Source organism: Riemerella anatipestifer, from assembly GCF_009670965.2.
GTDB lineage: Bacteria > Bacteroidota > Bacteroidia > Flavobacteriales > Weeksellaceae > Riemerella > Riemerella anatipestifer_B.
Map to the genome: position 1 here is coordinate 1,618,163 of NZ_CP073239.1, position 23,770 is coordinate 1,641,932.

General features: G+C 35.6%; 21 protein-coding genes. 10 read left to right on the forward strand and 11 right to left on the reverse strand.

The genetic code is table 11. From position 1 onward, the window contains the following. Positions 1–10: 10 nt before the first annotated feature. The 4 genes from D1J36_RS07445 to D1J36_RS07460 form a co-directional block, all read right to left on the reverse strand. Positions 11–1,762, reverse strand: coding sequence for an OstA-like protein (locus tag D1J36_RS07445; RefSeq protein WP_154137954.1), 1,752 nt, complete (start codon positions 1,760–1,762; stop codon positions 11–13). Then, complete coding sequence (locus tag D1J36_RS07450) at positions 1,762–2,229, reverse strand: Fur family transcriptional regulator (protein WP_004919622.1); 468 nt, start codon at positions 2,227–2,229, stop codon at positions 1,762–1,764. Before D1J36_RS07450 ends, D1J36_RS07445 begins: the two co-directional genes overlap by 1 nt. 26 nt (positions 2,230–2,255) lie before the next feature. Further along, on the reverse strand, positions 2,256–4,241 hold the full coding sequence (locus D1J36_RS07455) for a KUP/HAK/KT family potassium transporter (RefSeq protein WP_154137955.1): 1,986 nt from the start codon (positions 4,239–4,241) through the stop codon (positions 2,256–2,258). 169 nt (positions 4,242–4,410) lie between these two features. Further along, a complete protein-coding gene (locus tag D1J36_RS07460) occupies positions 4,411–4,644 on the reverse strand; it encodes a hypothetical protein (RefSeq protein ID WP_154137956.1) in 234 nt (77 codons plus the stop codon). Between the two features lie 43 nt (positions 4,645–4,687). Here D1J36_RS07460 and D1J36_RS07465 point away from each other — a divergent pair, with 43 nt between their 5' ends. The 3 genes from D1J36_RS07465 (at position 4,688) to D1J36_RS07475 (ending at position 6,833) form a co-directional block, all read left to right on the forward strand. Continuing rightward, complete coding sequence (locus D1J36_RS07465) at positions 4,688–5,608, forward strand: DUF6427 family protein (protein WP_154137957.1); 921 nt, start codon at positions 4,688–4,690, stop codon at positions 5,606–5,608. Next, entirely contained in the window at positions 5,605–6,192 is a 588-nt protein-coding gene (locus D1J36_RS07470) for a DUF3109 family protein (RefSeq protein WP_154137958.1), read from the forward strand. Before D1J36_RS07465 ends, D1J36_RS07470 begins: the two co-directional genes overlap by 4 nt. Positions 6,193–6,263: 71 nt before the next feature. Further along, complete coding sequence (locus D1J36_RS07475) at positions 6,264–6,833, forward strand: membrane protein (RefSeq protein ID WP_014937336.1); 570 nt, start codon at positions 6,264–6,266, stop codon at positions 6,831–6,833. A 65-nt stretch (positions 6,834–6,898) separates the two neighbouring features. Here D1J36_RS07475 and D1J36_RS07480 read toward each other — a convergent pair whose 3' ends face one another. Continuing rightward, positions 6,899–7,384, reverse strand: coding sequence for a ribonuclease domain-containing protein (locus D1J36_RS07480; RefSeq protein ID WP_154137959.1), 486 nt, complete (start codon positions 7,382–7,384; stop codon positions 6,899–6,901). 19 nt (positions 7,385–7,403) lie between these two features. Then, entirely contained in the window at positions 7,404–8,657 is a 1,254-nt protein-coding gene (locus tag D1J36_RS07485; protein ID WP_154137960.1) for a porin, read from the reverse strand. 639 nt (positions 8,658–9,296) lie between these two features. Between D1J36_RS07485 and D1J36_RS07490 the strand changes: the two genes are divergently transcribed. From D1J36_RS07490 to D1J36_RS07500, 3 genes are read left to right on the forward strand one after another with little or no spacing between them, the layout of a single operon-like run. Continuing rightward, positions 9,297–9,983 carry a hypothetical protein gene (locus D1J36_RS07490; protein WP_154137961.1) on the forward strand — a complete coding sequence of 229 codons (687 nt, stop codon included), beginning with the start codon at positions 9,297–9,299 and terminating at the stop codon, positions 9,981–9,983. A 28-nt stretch (positions 9,984–10,011) separates the two neighbouring features. After that, a complete protein-coding gene (locus D1J36_RS07495) occupies positions 10,012–11,070 on the forward strand; it encodes a hypothetical protein (RefSeq protein WP_252339366.1) in 1,059 nt (352 codons plus the stop codon). Between the two features lie 37 nt (positions 11,071–11,107). Next, a complete protein-coding gene (locus tag D1J36_RS07500; RefSeq protein WP_154137962.1) occupies positions 11,108–11,827 on the forward strand; it encodes a DNA-binding domain-containing protein in 720 nt (239 codons plus the stop codon). 96 nt (positions 11,828–11,923) lie between these two features. Here D1J36_RS07500 and D1J36_RS07505 read toward each other — a convergent pair whose 3' ends face one another. Together D1J36_RS07505 and D1J36_RS07510 are read right to left on the reverse strand one after the other, a co-directional pair. Next, the gene (locus D1J36_RS07505) at positions 11,924–12,250 is read right to left on the reverse strand and encodes a DMT family transporter (RefSeq protein ID WP_154137963.1); all 327 of its coding nucleotides are present in this window, start codon (positions 12,248–12,250) and stop codon (positions 11,924–11,926) included. 95 nt (positions 12,251–12,345) lie between these two features. Then, entirely contained in the window at positions 12,346–13,383 is a 1,038-nt protein-coding gene (locus tag D1J36_RS07510; RefSeq protein ID WP_154137964.1) for a PLP-dependent cysteine synthase family protein, read from the reverse strand. Positions 13,384–13,575: 192 nt separating this feature from the next. Between D1J36_RS07510 and D1J36_RS07515 the strand changes: the two genes are divergently transcribed. After that, entirely contained in the window at positions 13,576–14,268 is a 693-nt protein-coding gene (locus D1J36_RS07515; protein ID WP_154137965.1) for a ZIP family metal transporter, read from the forward strand. Positions 14,269–14,353: 85 nt separating this feature from the next. On the opposite strand, the gene kbl is transcribed toward D1J36_RS07515, so the two are convergent. The 3 genes from kbl to priA all read right to left on the reverse strand — a co-directional run bounded on the left by kbl (position 14,354) and on the right by priA (position 19,626). Then, a complete protein-coding gene (gene kbl / locus D1J36_RS07520) occupies positions 14,354–15,547 on the reverse strand; it encodes a glycine C-acetyltransferase (protein WP_154137966.1) in 1,194 nt (397 codons plus the stop codon). Between the two features lie 89 nt (positions 15,548–15,636). Next, complete coding sequence (gene dacB / locus D1J36_RS07525) at positions 15,637–17,058, reverse strand: D-alanyl-D-alanine carboxypeptidase/D-alanyl-D-alanine endopeptidase (protein WP_154137967.1); 1,422 nt, start codon at positions 17,056–17,058, stop codon at positions 15,637–15,639. 120 nt (positions 17,059–17,178) lie between these two features. Next, on the reverse strand, positions 17,179–19,626 hold the full coding sequence (priA, locus tag D1J36_RS07530; RefSeq protein ID WP_154138026.1) for a replication restart helicase PriA: 2,448 nt from the start codon (positions 19,624–19,626) through the stop codon (positions 17,179–17,181). A gap of 225 nt (positions 19,627–19,851) precedes the next feature. On the opposite strand from priA, the gene dnaK reads away from it, so the two are divergent. The 3 genes from dnaK to D1J36_RS07545 all read left to right on the forward strand — a co-directional run bounded on the left by dnaK (position 19,852) and on the right by D1J36_RS07545 (position 23,770). Further along, positions 19,852–21,759 (forward strand): molecular chaperone DnaK, encoded by a 1,908-nt coding sequence (dnaK, locus tag D1J36_RS07535; RefSeq protein WP_154137968.1) that lies wholly within the window; start codon positions 19,852–19,854, stop codon positions 21,757–21,759. A 224-nt stretch (positions 21,760–21,983) separates the two neighbouring features. After that, entirely contained in the window at positions 21,984–22,541 is a 558-nt protein-coding gene (locus D1J36_RS07540; RefSeq protein WP_252339367.1) for a helix-turn-helix domain-containing protein, read from the forward strand. After that, positions 22,538–23,770, forward strand: a complete 1,233-nt coding sequence (locus D1J36_RS07545; protein ID WP_079206385.1) for a site-specific integrase — start codon at positions 22,538–22,540, stop codon at positions 23,768–23,770. The genes D1J36_RS07540 and D1J36_RS07545 overlap by 4 nt, the downstream gene beginning before the upstream one ends.

Below are 23,770 nucleotides of genomic sequence, written 5' to 3' on the forward strand. Positions count from 1 at the left end.
AAAGTAAATATTAGTTTCGTTTTTTTCTTTTGGGTTCGTTTTTCCTTTTTGCTTCTTCTTGCTTTTGTTTCAGCTCTTGAGCTTTTTGGTAAAGGCTATCATCAGAAGTATACTCTGTCTCGGGATAGTTAGGTGTGTCTAGGAAAATATCTTTCCAATGTTTCAGTCGGTCTTTGGTATTCCAGTTGAAATCTGGGAAAAATCGTTTTTCTTTGTTTACCATACTCATCGGATACACATCGGTATTCGCACCAATATTACACGAGATGATTTGCACCTTTTTTTCTTCAAACAAAGCTTCTATCGCTCCACAAGTAGAAAACGAGATGCCAATACGGTCAACTTGTTTTGTTTTTTCGTCTTGAGAATCAGCATAGGTAATGGCTTGTGCATTGCCCACCACTTTGGTAAGTTTTAGTTCTCCATCTACAAAAAACGCCGTCATAAAATTACCCTTCACTTGGTTGAACTCATCTTTGTTATTGAGCGAATCGGCTTTACTAATTGCAAAAGCATTCCCTATTACTTTGATGGAATCTAATTCTTCCTTTTGGGTATTCATATACACCTCTATTTTATCCCCTGAGATTTGTTTTTGTCCTGTCCAAAATATCGGTTTTCCCATGAGATGTAAAATACCGTCAGTTTCGTTGAAACTTAGAGAATCGGCTCTACCTTGGAAATTAGCTTTGAAAATTCTAGCTTTATGAAAGGCTCTAAGGTAGCTTTTTTTAATTCCTGTGCTATCTGGCTTTTGAAAGGCTAATATTTTTTCTGCTCCGAAATAGATTGAATCTTCCTTCATTATCTTCACCGCATAAGGTTTTTCTGTTACCATAGCTGAATCTCTGAACTCATAAATTTCTCCGTAACCTCCTTTGATAAATCGGTTCTCTTTTGGGTCGTCTAAATAGACATTTCCCTTAGCTGTACCGTAGCCTGTATTTTGGTTGTAATACATAGTTTCTCCCGTGAGGACTTTCCCATTGTAATGTATTCTAGAGTTTTTATTAAGATATACCTCTTTGGAAGTCATAAGGTAACGCCCCTTTTCTGTATAAACATAATTTCTAGGATTTTGTTTATTGATAACTTTTGTTGCTCCTAAAAATTCTGCTATATTAGTTTTCTGATTTTGAATGATTTTAGAACCTTCTACACGATATTTATCGTTGTCAATACTTACATTACCCGAAACATCTACCGTCTGTGTGTTGATGTTATAGGTGCCCACTTGCGTCCAAATGGTATTTTTACCATTGTAAATGGTTCCACCCGAATTAAAATAAGCCGTATTGGGTAAACGGTCGTAATAAAGTGTTTCTGTTTTTATGGTTTGCTGTGGGTCTGTAAGCACCACATTTTTTCTTGCGATACCTCTTTGAGTTTTACCATCATATTCCATTTCTTGAGAAGTAATGCGGTTACCTTCGGCAGTGGTAAGCACTACATTATCTATTGCTTTTACAAAGTTGTCATTTTGATAAAATACAACCTTATCTGCCTTTAAAACTGAACCTTGATGCTGAAACTCTACATTACCAATAAATACAGGATTACCTTCATATAAATCAGGACGTCTAACCAAAGAGTCTGAGTGAATATGTTTTAACTTTTCTTCATTTCCTGCAACGGTACCTTTGGTATTAGGGTTTGGTTTAAAATACGCATCTTTTACCAATGGTGTTGTAGAGGTTTTCTCTTTCTGCTGTGCCAATGCAGAAAACCCTAAGCACATTAGTACGAGTATAATTAGCCTCATTATGCTTTTTTATGACCGTAGAAATAAAGCGAATGATTTTCTATTTTCACTCCAAATATTTCTTCTATAGAATCTTTAATTCCTTGGATACGAGGGTCGCAAAATTCTATAATTTCTGCAATTTCTTTGCTACCTTCCTTTTTATAGATTACCAAATGGTCGTGCTGTTTATCAAAGAAAGATTTTTCATAAGAAGCCGAAGTCATAGATTTTTCACCAAACTGGTGTTTACGAATAAGCCCTGCATCTAGAAAAATTTCTATACTATTGTAGATGGTGGCTTTACTCACATGATACTTCTTATTAAGCATAATGAGGTAGAGGTCATCTACATTAAAGTGTTCATCAAGTTTATAGATTTCCTCCAATATAGTGTATCGCTCAGGCGTGTTTCTAAATCCGTTTTCTTGTAAATACTGTTTTAGAGCGTCTTTTATTATTTCTATATCTTTCTCTTGATGTTCCATTAGGTACTATTATTTTCTAGATTTATTTAGTTACTTGTTTTAAAATTATCCATTTGTATACGCTTGTCTCCAGCTGCTGAATACAAAAGTGGAGCAGATTCTACTACCACATTATGAGTGGCAAGCCCAAAGGCTTTAAAATCATTGCTACCTAATTTTTTTACAAAGTTATAAATATTCATCGTAATTTTTTCCTTTATGGTGAAAAGATTGTCATTTATATAGACATTATCTATAATCACATACTTCATATCTGGAGGAATATTATGGCTTCTAAGAGATGGATAGTTACTCTTATCAGAGATAATCTCAGAGTTCATCATATCTTCCAGTACGTCTTGGAAATAATCGTTAATTCTTCTATCTATTTTAAACCCTAACAAGAAATTGATTTTATAAATCGTTCCAGGTAATACTTCATCTATTTCATATTTGAAAGTATAAGGGTTTTCTTGATTGATGATGTTCAGTATAAAATAATGATCAGCTCTCTTAGGTTGAGCCCTAATTATGGAATAAATAATTTTAGATTCTATTTCATCTTCCCTTTTAGCACGGCTGAAGAAGGCTAAGTTGGTAGCATATTTAGGCACACTATCATCTAGTTTTAAGTCTCTAATCGTAGAAATATAATTCTCTAGTTTTACAAATTTTATAAATCTGTTTTTTATCATTCTACCATTATACCAAGCATACATACAAATGCCTATAAAACCAGCAAGAACTACCGTAATCCAACCGCCTTCGTGAAATTTTATCACATTAGCACTGAAAAAGCCTAGCTCTATTGTACCATAAATGCCTAAAAATAAAAAAATCAATAACTTATTAACTCGTTTTTTGATAAGGAAGAAAGATAGTAGCAAGGTAGTAGTAAGCATAGTTACCGTGATAGAAAGTCCATAAGCGGCTTCCATTTTTTCGGATTCTTTGAAGTAAAGTACCACTACTATACACATAAGGAGAAGTCCCCAATTAATTTTAGGAATATACATTTGTCCTTTAACACCAGAAGGGTAATCTATTTTATGGATAGGCCAAAAATTGAGCGACATTGCTTCTGAAAATATCGTAAAAGAACCTGTAATAAGGGCTTGACTAGCAATAATAGCTGCTAAAGTAGCCAGTATTACTGAAGGTAAAACAAACCAATCTGGCATTATTCCAAAGAAAGGGTTGAGGCTACCAAGAGTTTCGTGATTATATTTTAGTATCCAAGCTCCTTGACCTAAATAGTTGAGAATAAGCATTATTTTAACAAATACCCAGCTCACTCTAATATTTTTAGCGCCACAATGTCCCAAATCAGAGTAAAGAGCTTCTGCTCCTGTAGTACAAAGGAATACCGCTCCCATGATAATAATGGCACTAGGCGAATGTGCTATAAGTTTATAAGCATAGTAAGGATTAAAGGCTTTTAAAACTTCTAAGTCTTCCGTTAAACGAAAAAAACCGAAGCCTCCTAGTGCTAAAAACCAAAGTACCATTACAGGTCCAAAAAATTTACCTATAAACGAAGTTCCAAATTGTTGCACAAAGAAGATTGCCACCAGTATCCCTAATGTAATGGGAACTACCGGAGTTTCGGGATTGTAGATTTTCAACCCCTCAATAGCAGACATTACTGTAAGTGATGGTGTTATTACTCCGTCTGCAATCAATGCAGAAGCGCCTAGTATTGCAATTAGGTATAGCCACCCTTTTTTTAGATTTTTGACTAATGAAAATAATGCTAAAATACCACCTTCACCTTTATTATCCGCTCTTAAAGAAACGAGTACATATTTTATAGTGGTTTGAATTGTAAGCGTCCAAATGATACAAGAAAGAGCTCCTTCTATATATTCATCAAAAGGAATAGAAGCATCTTTTCTAGCATTAACAATGGCTTTCATTACATAGAGAGGAGAAGTACCTATGTCTCCGAAAACAATACCTAAAGAGACTAATACTCCGATGAGTGAGAGCTTTTTTGTGTCAAAATGAGAATGCTCTCCGTTAAGTGTAGACATTTAATATTTGAATTAAAAATAAGGGCAAAATTAAATCAAATTTCGATATAGCTAAAGAAATTTTTAAACTTTCTTTTACAACTAGAAAAGATGAATGGTTTATGAAGTATAACAAAAATACCCCATATTGTTAAAATATAGGGTTTTGTTATATCATTATAATGAAGGATTAACCTTCTTTTTTATAAATATTGGTATCGTAGTAAGGGAACTTACCTTCCGTAGGTGAATGGTATTCCTTATCCTTATCTCCTCCTAAAGTAACTACTAATGTATAGCACCAGTAGATGAAGAACCCACAACCTAGTAAGAATAAAACCCAGTTTAAAACATTACCAGCAACATCGTAGAATCCAAAAGACCATTTAAATAAATCGCTTAAAAATAACCAGAAAGAAGTCATTGTTTTTCTTTTTTAAATTAACTTTGCACAAAATTATAAAAAAATGTTCAGATTACTCTCAAATGAAATTAAAATTTTTTCTATTCCTATCTATATAGGTGTTTTGTTTCTTATGGTAATCGGGTTTAATGCTTTAAATTTCAATACTGTAGAGGCTTTTTCTGGTTTGTTTAGCTTCACGGGTATTGCTTTAGGGTATTTTTTATTTAATAAGATAGGACTGAACTATAATAGACACGTACCGTTTTTTATTTATACTTTCGTTGTATTTGCTTTTTATGAAGGAAATTTAGATATTGGGATAGCCTTTAATCTTTTCACTAATGCATTTGTATTACTTATTTTAACCACTGGAGAGGAAGTTTTTAAGAAAAATTACTATCTGATTGTGGGGGCGTTACTTGCTTTGGGATATTTATTTTTACCTACGGTGTGGGCATTTACCATTTTTGTAATTATCCATCTAATAGCAACTTCAGATAAAATAGGGCTCAATATATTTAGGCTAGTTTTTGGTTTTATGCTAGTATTATTGTCTTACTTTGGAGTAATGTATCTCCTTGGGAACAATTCATTTAATCCAGCTTATCTACCTTTAATTACGCCTCGACTTCAAGAGAATTACTATCCGTTATATTTTCTGCTACCTGTTTTACTGATGGTGTTTTATGCCGTTGCCAATCATTTTATTCATTTTAATAAGAAAAGCCCTATTAGTAGGTTTAAATACACCTTTATATTGTTATACACACTTACTCAATCTATAACGATATTTTTATATATGGGTACAGTGTATGAGTATCTGTTATTCATTGCCTTACCAGTAAGTATCATTGTAAGTAGAGCACTAAGATTTATGCCTAAATATTGGATGCAAGAGCTAGGGCTTTGGGTGGTAGTTTTGAGTTTAGTTTTGTTTAAAATAGGAACTTTTTTAGATATTAAAGAAATAATAAATTTATGATTCAGATAGAAGATAAACTAATTTCAGAGGATTTGTTCTCAGAGGAATTTGTATGCAACCTTAACAAGTGTAAGGGAGCTTGTTGTATAGAGGGCGATGCTGGGGCTCCACTAGAGCAGTCGGAAGTAAAGATATTAGAGGACATTTATCCTAAAATTAAAAGCTATCTTCGTCCAGAGGGAATTAAAGCCATAGAAGAGCAAGGAACTTCCGTGGAAGATTTTGAGGGCGATTTGGTAACACCATTGATTGATAATAGAGATTGTGCTTATGTTATTTTTGATGAAAATGGTATCACCAAATGTGGTATAGAGAAGGCTTATGAAGAAGGAGCTATCGATTGGCAAAAACCAATCTCCTGCCATTTGTACCCCATTAGAATTACAGAATACTCTACTTTTACAGCGTTCAATTATCATGAGTGGAAGATATGCAGCGATGCCTGTACTTTAGGAAAAGAACTTAAAGTACCTGTGTATAAGTTTCTAAAAACACCTTTAATCAGAAAGTATGGAGAAGGTTTTTACCAAACATTAACGGAAGCTGCGGAAGAATACGAACGAGCTTTTGGAAATCGTGAGTAGTAGAAACTTGGCTTCTTTGAAGAATATGGCTTATCTTTGCAAAAATCTTAACTAAAAAACAACTAAAACAGATGAATAATAAGTATATTAAACTTGTGGTAGCTGCCCTTATGATAGCTTTTGGTGTTTATTTGATGTTTAATAGAAATATAGGTTGGGGCATTGTGATGGTGTTATTATCCTCGTTGCCTATTATATTATTCTTCAAAAATGAGTTTATCCTTCTTGCGTTTTGGCAGTTAAGAAAGCAGAACTTCCCTAAAGCCGCACAATGGTTAGCTTCTATAAAGAATTATAAAAGTCAGTTGCACCGTTCACAATACGGTTATTATCATTACTTACAAGGGCTTACTCTAGCTCAAGATGAGCCTAGAAAGGTAGAACCTCTAATGAAAAAGGCTTTGGAATACGGTCTGAATATGAAACACGACCGTGCAATGGCAACCCTTAATTTAGCGGCAGGAGCAATGCAAAGAGGACGCAAACAAGAGGCACAAAGACTTCTAGAAGAAGCGAAAAGGCTAGATAGTTCGGGTATGATGACTGAGCATATTAAAACAATGAAAGACCAACTTAAAATGCCTACTATGCAGAAACATATGCATAACCCAAATATGAGACAAAGAGGTAAATTCTTTTAAAATAGAGGTTAATAAAAATAAAAATCCCTTAGCTTTTTGCTAAGGGATTTTTTATTGATAAATAATTATTTCTCTTGAAAGGTTTTGTAATGGTCTTTGGTAATCCATACTTTACCATCTTTTGTAAAGACAAGCCTGTCTGCATTTCTTCTGCCACATTGATAGTTAATGTCCGCTTCGTAGTAATGGTCTCCTCTAGGAAGCTGATTTTCTCTGTTTCGGAATTTATCTCCACCAATAGCTTTCCCAGGTAGCACTTCGCAAAGATTACCAGAGGAAGGGGTCCACCCTGATTTTTTAGCTTCACTTTTGGTAATGTAGTATGCTGGAAGTTCGTGATGTTCTTTTATATAAGTAATTACGGTGTTTTCTTCTGTAAGAGTTTCAATATCTTGCTGAGTGTTTTCTTGAGAAGACACACTTGTGCTAACCTCTGAGGTAACATTATTTAAAGTATCAGGGCTAGATTTCTGAAAGCATTTAACTCCTATTAAAGTCCCTGCTAATAGTCCTAAAACTAGGAAAATCCATTTATTATTAAGGTATTTCATTGTATTATGATTTGTGTGATTAAATTCCTATTTCTACCTGAAATCTAGCGTACCAATTATTATCCTTTCTTCCATCTATGTATAGGAAATTATTTTTACTCACTTCCACTTGGGCTTTAAAGGCGTGTTCCCAAATATACTTGGTAATACCAAAGGAAAGTTGATTTTGTTTTGGTATCAAGTTCTGTATATTTTTATTAGGTGTCATTTCAGAGAAACGCCCGATAACTTCCCAATTCTTAGGGAAAATATAACTCAGTTGAGTATCGTAACCGTGTCCTGCTGCCACAGGTATTACTTTAGAAAAATCGGCATTATGTGTGAGAGGGTTGCTGGTGCTTCTGCTCATATAAGCAACGGTAGCTGTCCAGCCATTGTATTTCATCATACCATCTAAAAGAACAGACTGCAAATCTCTACTTTCCAACAACTCTTTACCCCTTTGTCCTTGCGAAAAATTAGACCTTTGGTTGAAGTGATAAGTACCTCCTAGATAAATCTTAGGCGTAGGCTCTCGGTATAAATCGCCTTCAAAAAACTCCCCATTGTTTTTAAAAGCTCCTAGAGGGTAGAGTTCTACTCTCCCAGTGTAGGCAAGTCCGTCGGTTTTGTCATTAAAGTTTCTTCCTTCTCCAGTAGTTATGGCAGTTTTTAAGCTGTACCCAAACTCGTTAGCTTTGGTATTGTTATAAATGGCTTGGAAACCAAAATCCCTATCAATATTAAACATAGCGTTGTTGATAGAACGGTCGGTAAGGTCTAATGCTCCCGATGAGTTTACCCTTTGTCTGTTCCCTGGGAGTTTTGTTTGTCCGAAACCAAGCATGAGTTTATTGGTAGCTTTATAAAATACAATCGCATCTCTTATGATGTTAAGCGGACTCCCTTCTTTAATTTCGCCCACATCATCAGGAGCAAAGGAAAGCTGTATAGCATACAAAAACCTAGGATTACCCACATACCCATCAAACCTTAAACGAAGACGGCGAATGGCAGCCTTATATTCTGTATTTTCATTGTCATTAAAATCGGCTTCTAGTCTGTTCTGCATTCTAAAACGAATATTAAATTGGAATAGACTATCAGGAGAAGTAATCCCTACACCTTTACCAAAGTTATAGTAGGGTAGAGCCTCCAAATGGAGTTGTTTAACCGTCTTAGAAGATAAAACAGTATCTTTTTTAAGTAGAATAATGGTATCCGAAACCTTAGTTTTTTGAGACTTGGCTACTAGAGGTAGAGCAAACAAGCATAGCCAAAACAAATATTTCATCTTAATATATTATTTAGGAGTGCAAATTTAAACAAAAATAAGCAGGCGATTGTAGGGAATAAACTAAGTTTTGCATAAAATATTTCTCAAAAACTTGCACACTTCTTCAAAAGGTTATAAGTTTGCCTTAGTTTTATGACACGCAATATCAGTAACATACAAACAAGTGTAAAAAAGTACTCCAATTATTTGGTAGTTTCAGATAATTGTGTAAACACACACACACACACACACACAGGTAGTTTCGTGGGTATGCGTCCGACTATTTAGCAAATTCTTTAGACTTTTATCGTTAAACCAAAATATGGTTCCGCCAACTTTCGTTGGGGGCTTTTTGTGTTTACATCATTCTAATTTTAACTTTTATACTTACTTACTAAAAGCACCATTGTTTTGTCTCATAACATGGTCGTTCTTGTTGGGTGCTTTTAGTGTTCAGGGGGAGCATTCTGCTCTTTCTGTTTTAGCCTTCCTCCTCATTTTGTGTGTGTTGAGAGGGGGGAGGCGTTTTTTTAGGTTAGAGGTGAGATATGAGAGTTTAGAACTTAGTACAGTCTCATCAACCCTTAAACCGAACCTACAAAATCTAAAATCCAATATCTATAAACTTTAAATATGAACAATTTTAAATTAAATATTATGAAAACAAAAACAACCAAACTAAGTGTATGTGCCTTTTTAGGTCTAGGTTTAATGGCTTATGGACAATATGATGGTAAAGTAGGCATCAATGAATCTCATCCCCAAGCCACTTTGGAAATAAAACCGAATACCGCTAATAGTCTAAGCACAGCCTCTACTGTAGAAGGGGTGCTAATTCCTAGGGTCAGCCGTTTGAGGGCTGCCAATATGGGGACGGGTGTAGCAGAATCTACTTTGCTTTACATTAGCTCAGTGGCAGACGGTACAGCTTCGGGAACCACGGCTAATGTAGATGCTACAGGATTTTACTTCTTTAAAGGAGGGGTTTGGGTAAAGTTGGGAACAGAAGCTAGTAGTACCACAGGAGGAGCTACGCTACAATCTATTACTGGTAATATTAGAGAAGTAGCACATGCCAATATTGCAGAATGGAGCGTACCTAATACTTTTGCTTTAGCACAAACTGGAGACCAACAAATAGTACTTCCAGACCCTAAAAAATATATAGGGAAAATAATTTCTGTAAACAATCAGCACAATACTGCATTAGCTTACTCTGGAACCAATCAGCCTAAGAATGTTAGCACTTTGGCTTCTGGCAAAGCCCATATCCTCATGGCAGGATTACAAGATCCAAAAGATGAAAATAGTGCTATTTGGTACCTTATCGGTGGTAGCTATTAGCCTAGGTATTATCTTAAATTATATCATTATGAAAAAAATCATCTTATTAGGGTTATTGGCTTTTTTTACAGCTAATGCCCAAATTCAAGTTCAAAATCAATCTACTAATACTATAGGAGGAGAAAATCCTTTTATGGACGCCTCTTACTATAATCAGTTTTCTAATACTCTAGGAAAGGGGTTGTATTTTCCTACTACTAATTTAACTACTTGGGAGTTTAAACTCTCCTCAATTGATCCAGGTAAGTTTTCTAACTACTTTGATGGTATGGTGGTGTATAACTCGGGGACAGGTCTTACAGTATCTAATACCAGTAAAGGTGGCAAACAAGTGAGTGTAAGCCCAGGGTTCTACTATTTTAAAAACCCTAACCAAACTTTTCCTACAGGCAGTGTTGCCAATGGGGAATGGGTAAGATTGAGTAGTGACGGTGGGGTATCTACTAACCTCTACACTGCAGATGGTACTCTAGCAGGTAACAGAACGGTAACTCTAGGGTCTAATAACTTAGTGTTTAAGGGAGCAGGGAATATAGGGGTTGGTACTGATGCCCCAACTACTAAACTAGATGTGGCTGGAGGGGTAAAGATAGCAGACGGTACCCAAGGCGCAGGAAAAGTTTTAACGAGTGATGCTGAAGGTAAGGCTACTTGGACAAGCACTGCTCTAAAAGCCCCTAACTATGCTGTCCCTGATGCTTTATGGAACGCTAATGGAACGCCAAACGAAAGAGACAAACAAAATATAGTAGTAGTTTATGGTCCTTATACTGTTCCTAAAACAGGCTGGTACACTTTAGTTTCCCGATGGTTTTATGTGCAAAATAATAATCCCAATAATGGAGGAAATGCGGATGAAGGCTCTGCATCAGTATGGGTACAAATAAGTGAAAGTGCCCTTGGAATGGATGAACCTGGTTTCTTTTATGAAGATAGAAAAGTTGTAAATACTTCTGCAACCACCGCAGGTAATGGGATATTTGTTTATTTAAAACAAGGTGCAAACTATTACATCTATCAGGTGGCAAAATATACAATGAAACCTGGAACAGGCGAGCGAAACTTTCGTTTACATTTTGTACAATAATTATCATATAAATATCTAATACTAAAATTTTACACTTATGAATACACTAAAAGCTTGGTTGCGTCCCAACCTACTCACGAAAGACGACCCTAACGATTTTGTAGCCGTGCCTCTCTTAGGTGGTAGCCTTGGCATTACAGAAATTATAGAAGCTCTTAAAAAAGAGGGTATGGAAATACAAACCGAAACGGCAGTAGATATTATCACTCGTTTTAACCGTAAAGCCTCAGAGCTAGTACTTAATGGTTATAGTGTAAATACAGGACTGGTGTATATGCGTCCTGCCATTAAGGGCGTATTTTACGACAAAACTTGGGATAAAGAGAAGCACTCCGTTTATGTGAATGTGAACCAAGGCTTAGACCTTAGAAAAGCGGTAGCAGACACTAAGGTAGAAATCCTAGGCGAACAATCCAGCCCTATGAGTGTGTTCAGCATTACCGACAAGGTTACAGGCAAAGCAGATGGCACACTTACCAAAGGCAAAAACGCTGAAATCAAAGGTACTTATATTAAAATAGATGGAGACAGTCCTAAAAACGGCATCGTCTTTAAAAACTTAGACACTCAGCAAGAAGTGAAGCTCTCAACAGAACATATTGTGCTTAATGAGCCGTCAAGGTTACTCATACTGGTTCCTACAGATTTAGAAGCGGGTAACTACGAGCTAAGCATTACCACACAATATGCTAAAGGTGGCATCACCACCAAAGAGCCTCGTGTGGGTGTACTTTCGTCGCCAGTGGTTATTGGCTAAATAGGGTGCTATTCCCTAGCTTAAAGAGAAACGCCTCCCCACGACTGTGGGGAGGCGTTCCCTATATCCATAGGGAGGTCTTCCCTAAAAATGTATTTAGCTTGATACAGCTTTCAGCCCGATAATAGAGCCTATAAGAGTGACTAAGAAAAAGAGCCTTAGTGTGGTGGCAGGTTCTTTAAATACAAAGATGCCCATCAGTACAGTGCCTACCGCTCCTATTCCTGTCCATACAGCGTAGGCGGTTCCTATGGGAAGTGTTTGGGTGGCTTTAATGAGTAACCCCATACTTGTAGTCAGGGCAACTAAAAAGCCTAGATACCACCAAACCGCTTCTGTACTTTCCGAAGTTTTGGCTTTTCCTAAACAAAATGCAAATAAGGCTTCAAAGAGTCCTGCAATGATTAAAATAATCCAATTCATCTTAATGGTATAAAAAAGGGTTTTGATGAGTTGCTGTAAAATAAAAAACTGTTTCTACATCTGTTGTAGAAACAGTTTTTACCTATAATTTTAGTTTATATATGCTCTGTTTTAAAGAGCTTGTTGTAGTTATGGAGTTCGTTATTGGTAAAACCTTGAGATTCCATCCACTCATCATTATAGACTTTGCTGATGTATCTAGAACCGTGGTCTGGGTAGATAAGCACCACTAAATCATCTTCTTTAAACGGATTCTCCTCTGCATACTGCATAAGAGCTTGGGTAACGGCTCCTGTAGTGTAGCCTCCCATAATGCCTTCTTTTATAGCAATTTCTCTTGTGCGGTAAGCACTTTGTTCATCGTTCACTCTTACAAATTCGTCTATTAAATCAAACCTAAGTGCAGTTGGGATTAAATTTTTGCCCAATCCTTCTATTTGGTAGGGGTGAATATCCTCTTTGTTGATAGCCCCTGTTTCGTGGTAAGTTTTAAGTATAGAACCATCTGCATCTACTCCAATGATTTTAATGTCAGGGTTCTGCTCTTTAAGGAATTTAGCAGAGCCAGAAAGTGTTCCACCAGTACCAGTACACGCAATTAGGTGTGTGATTTTCCCTTGGGTCTGTTCCCATATCTCAGGACCAGTAGTGGTGTAGTGGGCGTCTATATTTAGTTCGTTAAAATATTGGTTGATGTAGATAGAGTTAGGCGTTTCTTTAGCAATTCTTTTAGCGACTTCGTAATAAGAGCGAGGGTCGTCCGCAGGTACATTCGCAGGGCAAACATATACAGTAGCACCTAATGCTTTTAGATAAGCTATTTTTTCAGGCTTGGTTTTATCGCTTACAGATAAGATGCACTTGTACCCTTTGATAATGCTTACCATGGCAATAGAGAACCCTGTGTTACCAGAGGTGGTCTCTACAATAGTAGCACCTGGTTTTAGTAATCCTTTTTTTTCTGCTTGTTCTATAATATGCAGAGCTATCCTATCTTTAGTAGAGTGCCCTGGGTTAGAAGACTCTATCTTCGCATAGACTGTAGCTGCTATATTTTCGGTAATTTTATTTAATCTAACAAGAGGAGTATTTCCTATTAAACCGAGAATATTATCATAAACATTAGTCGCCATATTACATTTTCTCAAAAACTGGGTGCAAAGTTAATAAAAAAATAAGGAATATAAGACTTAAATATCTGTTTAGTTTTGGTGGTATTTTGTATCATTAGTTACAGTTGATTTGCTTTTTTACTTCAAGGCTTCCATATTTATAGCTGTACTCCCAAGGTTTTTTAATATTTTTGCGGTTCTATTTTTAATTCTATGATTATTATTCTTCTCATTCTAAGTGTGATACTGGGGGTATTGTTAGGTAAGTTTTTTGGGGCTAAAGAGAAGCTAGCAAAGAATTTACTTATTCTAAGTGCGGGGTTTCTTATTACGATTTGTCTTAACGAAGTTTTTCCTCAGGTGTACCACGAACAGAATCATAATATAGGGATTTGGATTGTATTAGGAGTGCTATTACAGATGGTTTTAGAAAGTTTTACCAAAGGTTTTGAGCATGGGCATATCCACCATCACAATGAAGCTAAAAATATACTGCCTGTGGCACTTATGGTGGGTTTGTTTTTTCATGCTTTTATAGAAGGTATCCCTTTAGCTAACGAAACAGAGGTTTTGTCGCCCTATCTTACAGGTATTTTGTTTCATAACCTTCCTATTTCCTTTGTTTTGGGAGCGTATTTGTTTGGTAAAGGGTCATCAAAGCGTTATTCGTGGAGTATCATTAGCATTTTTGCTTTGGCTTCTCCTCTTGGAGTGCTTTTGGGAAAATATATCCCAATGGAATGGCAGTCTTATTTTCTAGCTATAGTGGGAGGGATATTTCTGCATATCTCCGCTGTAATTATATTTGAAAGCAATAAAAACCACAAAATGGATTGGATGAAGCTCTTGCTAGTAGTGTCAGGGATTCTGATTGCTTTGCTAGGGCATTTATTCCATCATCATTAAAGACTAAATCTGATTGATATAATAAAAAAAATAAAACCTTTGTAGTAAATGTTACAAAGGTTTTATTTTTATAAATATAGGTTGGTTAGATAACCCCTAGTTCTTTTCCTACTTTTTCAAAGGCAGCTATAGCTTTATCTAAATGTTCTCTTGTGTGTGCGGCTGATAATTGTACTCTAATTCTAGCCTTGCCTTTCGGAACCACAGGGTAGAAAAACCCGATAACATAGATGCCTTCGTCCATAAGTTTTTCTGCCATTTTTTGTGATAGTGGGGCATCATAAAGCATTACAGGTACAATAGCGGCATCGCCATCAGGAATGTCAAAACCTTTGGCTTTCATTTGGGTTCTAAAATATTGGGCGTTATCCATTACCTTATCTCTTAGGCTGGTATCTTCGGAAATCATTTCTAGAACTTTGGTTGCCGCACCTACAATGCCAGGGGCTAAAGAGTTAGAAAACAGATAAGGTCTAGAACGCTGTCTTAACATATCTATAATTTCTTTTTTACCAGAAGTAAAGCCACCCAACGCTCCACCTAGTGCTTTCCCTAGTGTAGAAGTAATGATGTCCACTCTTCCCATAACTTCGTTTGCTTCGTGAGTACCTCTTCCTGTTTTGCCGATAAAACCTGTGGCGTGGGAGTCGTCCACCATCACTAGAGCATCGTATTTTTCAGCTAAATCACAAACGCCTTTTAAGTCGGCTACGATACCGTCCATAGAGAACACTCCATCGGTAACAATGATTTTAAATCTGTGGTTGTGTTTACTTGCTTCAATAAGCTGAGCTTCCAAATCTGCCATATCATTGTTTTTATAACGATACCTTGCCGCTTTGCAAAGTCTTACTCCATCAATAATAGAAGCGTGGTTAAGTTCATCAGAAATGATGGCATCTTCTGCTGTAAATAGTGGTTCAAAAACCCCACCGTTGGCATCAAAACAAGCGGCATAGAGAATAGTGTCTTCCATGCCCAAAAACTCAGATATTTTAGCCTCTAGGTTTTTATGAATATTTTGTGTGCCACATATAAAACGCACAGAAGACATACCGTAACCGTGAGAAGCAATAGCATCTTGTGAGGCTTTCATAACTTCGGGGTGGTTGGATAGCCCGAGGTAGTTATTGGCACAGAAATTAAGTAGTTTTTTACCATTGGCTACAATTTCAGCTGATTGTTGAGAGGTAATGATGCGTTCGTTTTTATAAAGACCTTCGTTTTTGATGTTTTGAAGTTCGGTTTGTAAATACTCTAGATAATTTTTAGAAATCATATTTAGTTTATTTTGGTTATAAAATCGTTGGCTAATTTAATAAAAAAAGCCTTCACTGTTGGAAGACTTTATAGATTATTTTACAAATACTAGAGATTGAGTGCCGGCTCTAGTAGTTTTTCCATTTTAGCTTTAATCTGATTTACAGACCCTGTGTAGTTATTGATTAAAAGTGAGAAGGTAAGCGTTCTGCCAGATTTGGTATTGATGTAACCTGCTAGACATTTTACAGCTCTTAATGTGCCTGTTTTAGCAAAGATTTGTCCGTAGCCTTCGTTATAGAGAAACATTTTCCTTAATGTACCTGTTTGCCCTGCAATAGGCAACGAATCAAAGTAGGATTTGTAATATTTCTCTTTCATAAGACCTGCCAAAAACTTAACCTGTGAAATAGGGGTTACCAGATTGTTTCTAGATAAACCGCTACCGTCCATTAGGTTTAAACCGTTGAAATCATAGCCGTTAGCATTTAGATGTTCTACGATTGTTTGTCTGCCTGTTGCTAGAGACTCGTCTCCGTTTTTGTAAAATCCTACTGAACGAAGTAAGGCTTCTGCAAATCTATTATTACTTGTTTGATTAACGAAATACACAATCTCCTCTAAACTAGGTGATTGGTATTTGGTGATAAAAGTTCTGTCTTCGGGTGTGATATCAATTGTTTTTCCCTCTACTTTGCCTGTTACAGATATCTTATTTTTAAGTAAAGAGGCCTTTAATGTATTAGCGAGAGAATAAGGTGCTGAAGGTATCTTACCAGTTACAGTATTGCCTTCAAAAGATTCTGTATAAACCATTTGGTTGGTGTATGGAGAAACATAGAAAAATCTTTTTTCATCGGCTTTAAATTTGCGTTTGGTGATTTTTCTCTCTTTGGTTGGGTCTATATTGGCTGTCTTGCCTACAGGGAGATAGTAGTTCTCTCTTTCTAACCATACAATGTTAGCAGGAAGGTTGTCATTATTACCTTTGAAAACTGCAGTTTGTACGAAAATGCTACCGTTGATTTTGGTAATTCCTAAGCTCTTTATTGAAGATATAAAATCAGAAGCAATGCTACTATAACTAGAAGAACCAGCCATACCAGTTCCTAAAGTAGGGTCGCCGCTACCTATAATATATAGGTTGCCTTCTAGAACTCCTGTTTCAGATATTTTACCAGAGTATTCTAGCTGTGTATTATACTTAAACTTGGGACCTATAATGTTCATGGCTGCATCTGTAGTTAATAACTTTGTGGTAGATGCAGGAACTAATGGAGTAGCCTCATTATAAGAACTTATGATTTGCTTACTTTTAGGGTCATAAACTACAAACCCCCATTGACCATTTTTTACCATAGGGTCACTTGCCAGTCGATTGATAGCGATGTCCAGTTCTTCTTTAGCCGAAAGAGTTACTTTTTCAGTAGTTGGTGTTTCGTAGGTAGGGTACGAACTAGAGTATTGAGCAAATGAAACGGAAAATATAGATATACAGGCTGTTAAAAGTCCTTTTTTTATTAAATTCATACTTTTAAATTTTATTACTTTGAGGTTTTCTATTGGAAAACAACGAAACAAAGGTAAAAAATATTATAAGTCTAGACCTATGCCAAGGTGGTAAATAGACTTAAATTATGTTAAAAAGAGTTAAAAATCTACAAACACTTCTATTTTCACAGATTGATAAGCGGAGATTTCTCTGAACTCGTCCAATGATTGTGAAATGTACTCTTTGAAAGTAAAGTATTTATTATTTCTAGGCAATTTGAGTAATATTTGGTATTGATATTTGTTTTTCAACTTTGAGATAGGCGCTTTTTCTGGACCTAAAACACAGTCTAAAGGTAAGTATTTTCTAAGAATAGAGCCTAAAAATTGTGATGCTCTATCTGCTTTACCTTCTTTGGAGTGTTTAATTTCTAAAAGTACCACTTTGGTAAATGGTGGATAGAGGAATTTTTTTCTATCATTTAGAAAATGCTCATAGATTTCTTGAGTGCTATTGTCTTTAATCAAGCTGAACAAAGGGTGTGTTGGGTTGTAAGTTTGTATAACTACTTTACCTTTTCCTGAAGTTCTACCTGCTCTTCCGGATACCTGAGTGATGAGTTGATAGGCTCTTTCTTCCGCTCGAAAGTCTTGTACATAGAGAAGTGCATCAGCTTTAGGAATTGCCACTAGGTCTATATGGTCAAAGTCTAAACCTTTAGAAATCATCTGTGTGCCAACAATGATGTCGGTCTCTCTATTTTCTATTTTTTCGTAGAGTTTTTCATAGGCAAACTTTTTTCTCATAGAGTCTATATCCATTCTGTCCACTTCTGCTTCTGGAAACAGCCTTTTGATTTCCTCAGTTACTTGTTCTACTCCGATGCCTTTGGTATTGAGTTGTTGAGACTGGCACTTAGGACATTGGTTAGGTTTAGAAGCTCTTTGTCCACAATAATGGCACTTCAATTCGTTAGAAGATTTGTGATAGGTCATTACTACATCACAGTTAGAGCAATAGGTTACATGTCCACAAGCCTCACATTCTACCACATTGGCATAGCCTCTTCTGTTATGGAGGACGATGATTTGTTTGTTCTCCTCTAAATTTTCCTGAACTTTTTGAACTAATGCTGCCGAAAAATTACCATTTAGAGTTTTGGCTTCCTGTTCTTCTTTAATATTGATGATTTCAAAATCTGGTAAATCTACATTGCCGTATCGTTCGCCTAAATAAAGGTATTTAAGTTTTCCTTTTTGGGCGGCGTAATAAGACTCCAAAGATGGCGTAGCAGAGCCGAGCAGTAGATGTGCTTTATAATGATGAGCTAGGATTTGAGCTGCATCTTTAGCATTAAAGTAAGGGCTAGCTTCTCTAGGTTTGTAGGCAGAATCGTGTTCTTCATCTACAATCACTAAATCTAAATTTTGGTAGGGCAGGAACAATGCGTTTCTAGTTCCAATAAGAACTTTAATCTTGTTGAGTTTTACTTTTCGCCAAACTTCCACTCGTTCAAAATCGGTGAGTTTTTGATGATAAAAGCCAATTAAATCGCCGTATTTTTTTTCTAATCTGCGGATAATTTGTTTGGTTAATGCAATCTCGGGTAATAATAATAATGTGTTTTTATTCTCTTTGATGAGTTGCTCTATCAAGTGGATATAGATATGTGTTTTCCCCGAAGAAGTTACGCCGTGTAATAATACTTTCTGATTTTGAGCAAAAGCTTCTTCTATTGCTTTAAGTGTATTGTCTTGAGTTTCAGTAAGAGGTTCAAGGTCTTCTATATCACCATTGTAAGTCTCTAGTCGGTCGTGCTGGAGGTAATATTCATCTACTAGACCTTTATCTATCAGAGCTTTCATTTGGGCGTGAGCGAAATTGCCTTCCTCAAACAAAATAGATTTTTTAATAGGAACTTCAGGCGAAGTCGTTTGTTTAGACAAAATGAGCAGGAAAAGTTCTTTTTGTTTTTCCGCTCTATTAAGGCTAGAAATGACCTCTGCTAAAGACTGATTGCCTAGCAATTCCTCTTTAATTTTTACATAAGCTACCTCCTTTATTTTGTACTTTTCTACCACTTTTTCATCTATCTCTATATAGTGCATATCTATAAGAGCGTTGATGGTTTTAATTAAATTTTTCTTCGGAATAAAGGCTTCCATTTCAGAAAGATTGACCAATTGTTGGACTTCCAACGCTTGTATTAAAAGTATTTCGTTGGCATCTAGAAGTTCATAATCTATGTTAGCATTTGGTTTGAGTTTTAGATAAGTCTCACTCTCCAATTTTAATGATGAAGGAAATGCTAAACGGTAAATTTCGCCTAAATTACACAGATAGTAAGAAGATAGCCATTGCCAAAACTCAAGCTGTGGGAGAGGTAAAATAGGGGTGTCGTCTAAAATGCTGTAAATTTCCTTTGGAGAAAACTCTTCGGGAGTGTTTTGGTGAAGGTCTGAGATAATTCCAGTATAGATCTTCTTTCCTCTAAACGGAACAAGAACGCGCATACCCAACGCTATTTTATCCTGTAAATCAATGGGAACTTTGTAAGTGAAAGTTCCTTTTAAATTAAGCGGTAGTATGACTTGAGCGTAAAGCATAAAAGGGAACAAAAATAAGCGATTTTTATTAAAAATATTTAAAGGGAAGTAAATATTGATAATTGTCTATATGAAAAAATACAATGCTACTGACTGAAAAAACCATATCTAGGCAAATGATGATGCTTGATACTGTCATTTTGTCATAAAAAAGGGAGTGGCATATTCTTGGTAAAATTGGAGGTGTACTAAAAATGAATATTAACAAAAAAATACATAATTAAAATGAGTAAAATTATAGGAATCGACTTAGGTACTACTAACTCTTGTGTGGCAGTAATGGAGGGTAAAGACCCTGTGGTAATCCCTAATGCAGAAGGAAAAAGAACAACGCCTTCTATCGTAGCTTTCACTGAAGATGGTGAGAGAAAAGTAGGAGATCCTGCAAAAAGACAAGCGGTTACAAACCCTAAAAATACAGTTTATTCTATCAAGAGATTTATCGGAGCTAACTTTAAAACAGATGCTAACGAGGTGTCTAGAGTTCCGTATCAAGTGGTAGAAGGTTCTAACGATACTGTTAAAGTTAAAATTGGAGATAGAGAATACACGCCTCAAGAAATTTCTGCAATGATTCTTCAAAAAATGAAGAAAACGGCTGAAGATTATTTAGGTCAAGAAGTTTCTCGTGCGGTAATTACTGTGCCTGCTTACTTTAACGATGCACAAAGACAAGCAACTAAAGAAGCTGGAGAAATTGCAGGTCTTAAGGTAGAAAGAATTATCAATGAACCTACTGCAGCAGCTTTAGCTTATGGTCTAGATAAGGTAGGTAAGAAGGATATGAATGTAGTGGTGTTCGACTGTGGTGGTGGTACTCACGACGTTTCTGTACTAGAAATGTACGAGGTAGATGGTAACGCATCTTTCGAAGTAAAAGCTACCGATGGGGATACACACCTAGGAGGAGACGACTTTGATAATGTGATTATCGACTGGATGGTGGCTGAATTCCAAGCGGAAGAGGGTGTAGATTTAAAATCTGACGCTATTGCTCTTCAAAGATTGAAAGAAGCAGCAGAAAAAGCAAAAGTTGAATTATCATCTTCTACTCAAACAGAAATCAATTTACCGTATATCACAGCTACAGCTTCAGGTCCAAAACACTTGGTTAAAACATTAACTAGAGCTAAGTTTGAACAATTAGCAGGAGATTTAATTCAAAGAACTATCGAGCCTTGTAAGTCTGCTCTTAAAAATGCAGGTATGAGCGTTTCTGATATTGATGAAATTATCCTAGTAGGTGGTTCTACAAGAATTCCTGCGATACAAGAAGCGGTAGAGAAATTCTTCGGTAAAGCTCCATCTAAAGGAGTAAATCCAGATGAGGTAGTGGCTATAGGTGCGGCTATCCAAGGGGGAGTTCTTACAGGAGATGTTAAAGATGTATTGTTATTAGATGTTACACCTCTTTCTTTAGGTATAGAAACTATGGGTTCTGTATTCACTAAGTTAATAGAAGCTAATACCACCATTCCTACTAAAAAATCAGAAGTATTCTCTACTGCGGTAGATAACCAGCCTGCGGTTACTATTAGAGTAGGACAAGGGGAAAGACCAATGTTTAACGATAACAAAGAAATCGGTAGATTTGAGCTTACAGATATTCCACCAGCACCTAGAGGTGTACCACAAATTGAGGTAACTTTTGATATAGATGCTAACGGTATTTTGAGCGTTTCTGCTAAAGATAAAGGTACAGGTAAAGAGCAATCTATCAAAATTCAAGCATCGTCTGGTCTTTCTGATGAAGAAATTGAAAGAATGAAGAGAGAAGCTGAAGAAAACTCAGCAGCAGATGCTAAGAAAAAAGAAGAAGCTGACCTTATCAACAAAGCAGATGGACAAATCTTCCAAACTGAAAAGCAAATAAAAGAATTTGGAGATAAGATTTCTGCGGATAAAAAATCAGCGATAGAAACAGCTTTAGCTGAATTAAAAACAGCTTATGAAGCTAAAGATATGGCAAATATTAAAACTAAATCTGAGGCTTTAGATGCGGCTTGGATGGCAGCATCAGAAGAGTTGTACAAAGCACAAGCTGAAGCACAAGGAGGTGCAGAACAAGCACAAGCTAACACAGGTAATGCTGCAGATGATGTACAAGATGCAGATTTTGAAGAAGTGAAGTAAGAGTTGATTGTCAACGATTAGTAAATATTAAAAACTACTATAAAATATTGATTTATAGTAGTTTTTTTATTTTATACTTTATTGTATTTTATTGTTCTTCTTATTTTTTAATTATAAATTTGTACCATATTTGTAGCGGGTCTTAATTTACTATAATGTGAGTCTTAAAAGTCTTAAATAAACTTATTGCTACTTATTATATATGAAAAATGGGGTTTAGTAATTTGAAAATACCTAAAATTTGCGAACAATGTGAAAAACCATTTGAGGCAAAAACAATGACAACTCGTTTTTGTTCGCATTTATGTGCTGATAAAAACTATAAGAATCGGAAAAAAAAAGAAAAAGAATTAAAGGAAAGAGAAAAGGTTTTAGAAAAATATGTAGATAAAATTGCAGTTCTTCAACTCAGAGAATTTATTTCTGTGGGGGAGGCTGTTGTTTTATTTGGTATTTCAAAAAGCACAATTCATAGATTAATCAAACGGAAAGTAATTCGTAGTGTAAATTTGGGAGAAAGACTTACAAGGATAAATAAATTGGAATTGGAAAAACTCTTTTCGCCAATTATCATTGATGAAAAAGAAAAACAAGAAAGTGAATTTCGTAAAAAATATAAAAAAGAAGATTGCTATACAATATCACAGGTAAGTGAAAAGTTTGGGGCAAATCCTTCAACGGTTCATCGTGTAATTGATAAGTTTAAAATTCCAAAAGAAAAAATAGGAAATTTTGTATATGTTCCTAAAAGTAAAATTGATAAAATATTTATTCGGCAATGAAGAGAAAACCTACTAAATCTACCGTGAGGCTTCGTAAGGCAGAGTTCCGAAAAGAATGGTATGTGTATATTGAGAGCTATCCTGTTTATGAATCCAATGATGAAAACCCCAAACGAGTGCGAGAATACTTAAACAGAAGTGTAAGTTCGGTGGTTTTTGACAAAAATCGCCAAGCAAGAACCGATGAAAACGGCAATATTTCCTATAAACCCAAACGAGATGAAAACGGAATAATTATCTGTAAAAGTGATTTGGATAAAGAAACAATGCTATTTGCTGATGCAGTTCGTAGAAAATTGCAGAAACAATATGATGATGAACTATTGTTTGGAGATAATCAAGAGTTGAAACAAAAAGAATTATTGGAAGAGAATTTTTTGGCATATAGTGAAGAACTTTTAAAAAAACGCCACAAAAATAGTTCGGATTCCATTCGGATAACTTGGAAAAGAACCATAGAACTCTTGAAATTATTTGCAGGAGAAGATATAAAATTTGTTCAAATTGATTTAAAATTTTCGGAAGATTTTAAATTGTTTTTACTTTCTGCACCTTGTAACGGAAATAAAAAAGGAACTATTTCTGTCAATACTTCGGCAACTTATTTATCTATTTTTAAAGCAATCCTAAAACAAGCTTTTATTGATGGATACTTTGTTTCAGATATATCAGGCAAAATAAAAGGAATTTCCATTAGAGCATCAAGGAGGGAATATCTCACGGAAGAAGAGTTGAATATTTTGGCAAAAACTCCTTGTGATAATGATGTTTTAAAACGAGCATCACTTTTTTCGGCTCTCACAGGATTGAGGCATTCGGATATTCAAAAATTAAAATGGAAAGAAATTGTAGTGAGTAAAGAAAAAATAGAACTTCATTTTACACAGAAGAAAACCAAAGGTGTGGAGTATAAACCAATCTCCAAACAAGCATTGGAATTGTGTGGAGAAAGAAGAGGTTTGGAAGATTTTGTTTTTGAGGATTTACCCAATTCTTCGTGGATTTCTCGCCCTTTGAAAAAATGGATTGAAAAAGCTGGTATTCATAGAAATATCACTTTTCATTGTTTTAGACACACTTTTGCGACTTTGCAATTAGCCAATGGAACGGATATTTACACCGTGAGCAAAATGCTGGGGCATACCAATGTGAATACAACACAAGTTTATGCAAAATTAGTTGATGAAAAGAAAATAAAAGCAGCGGAAGCAATTAAGTTAAATTTTTAA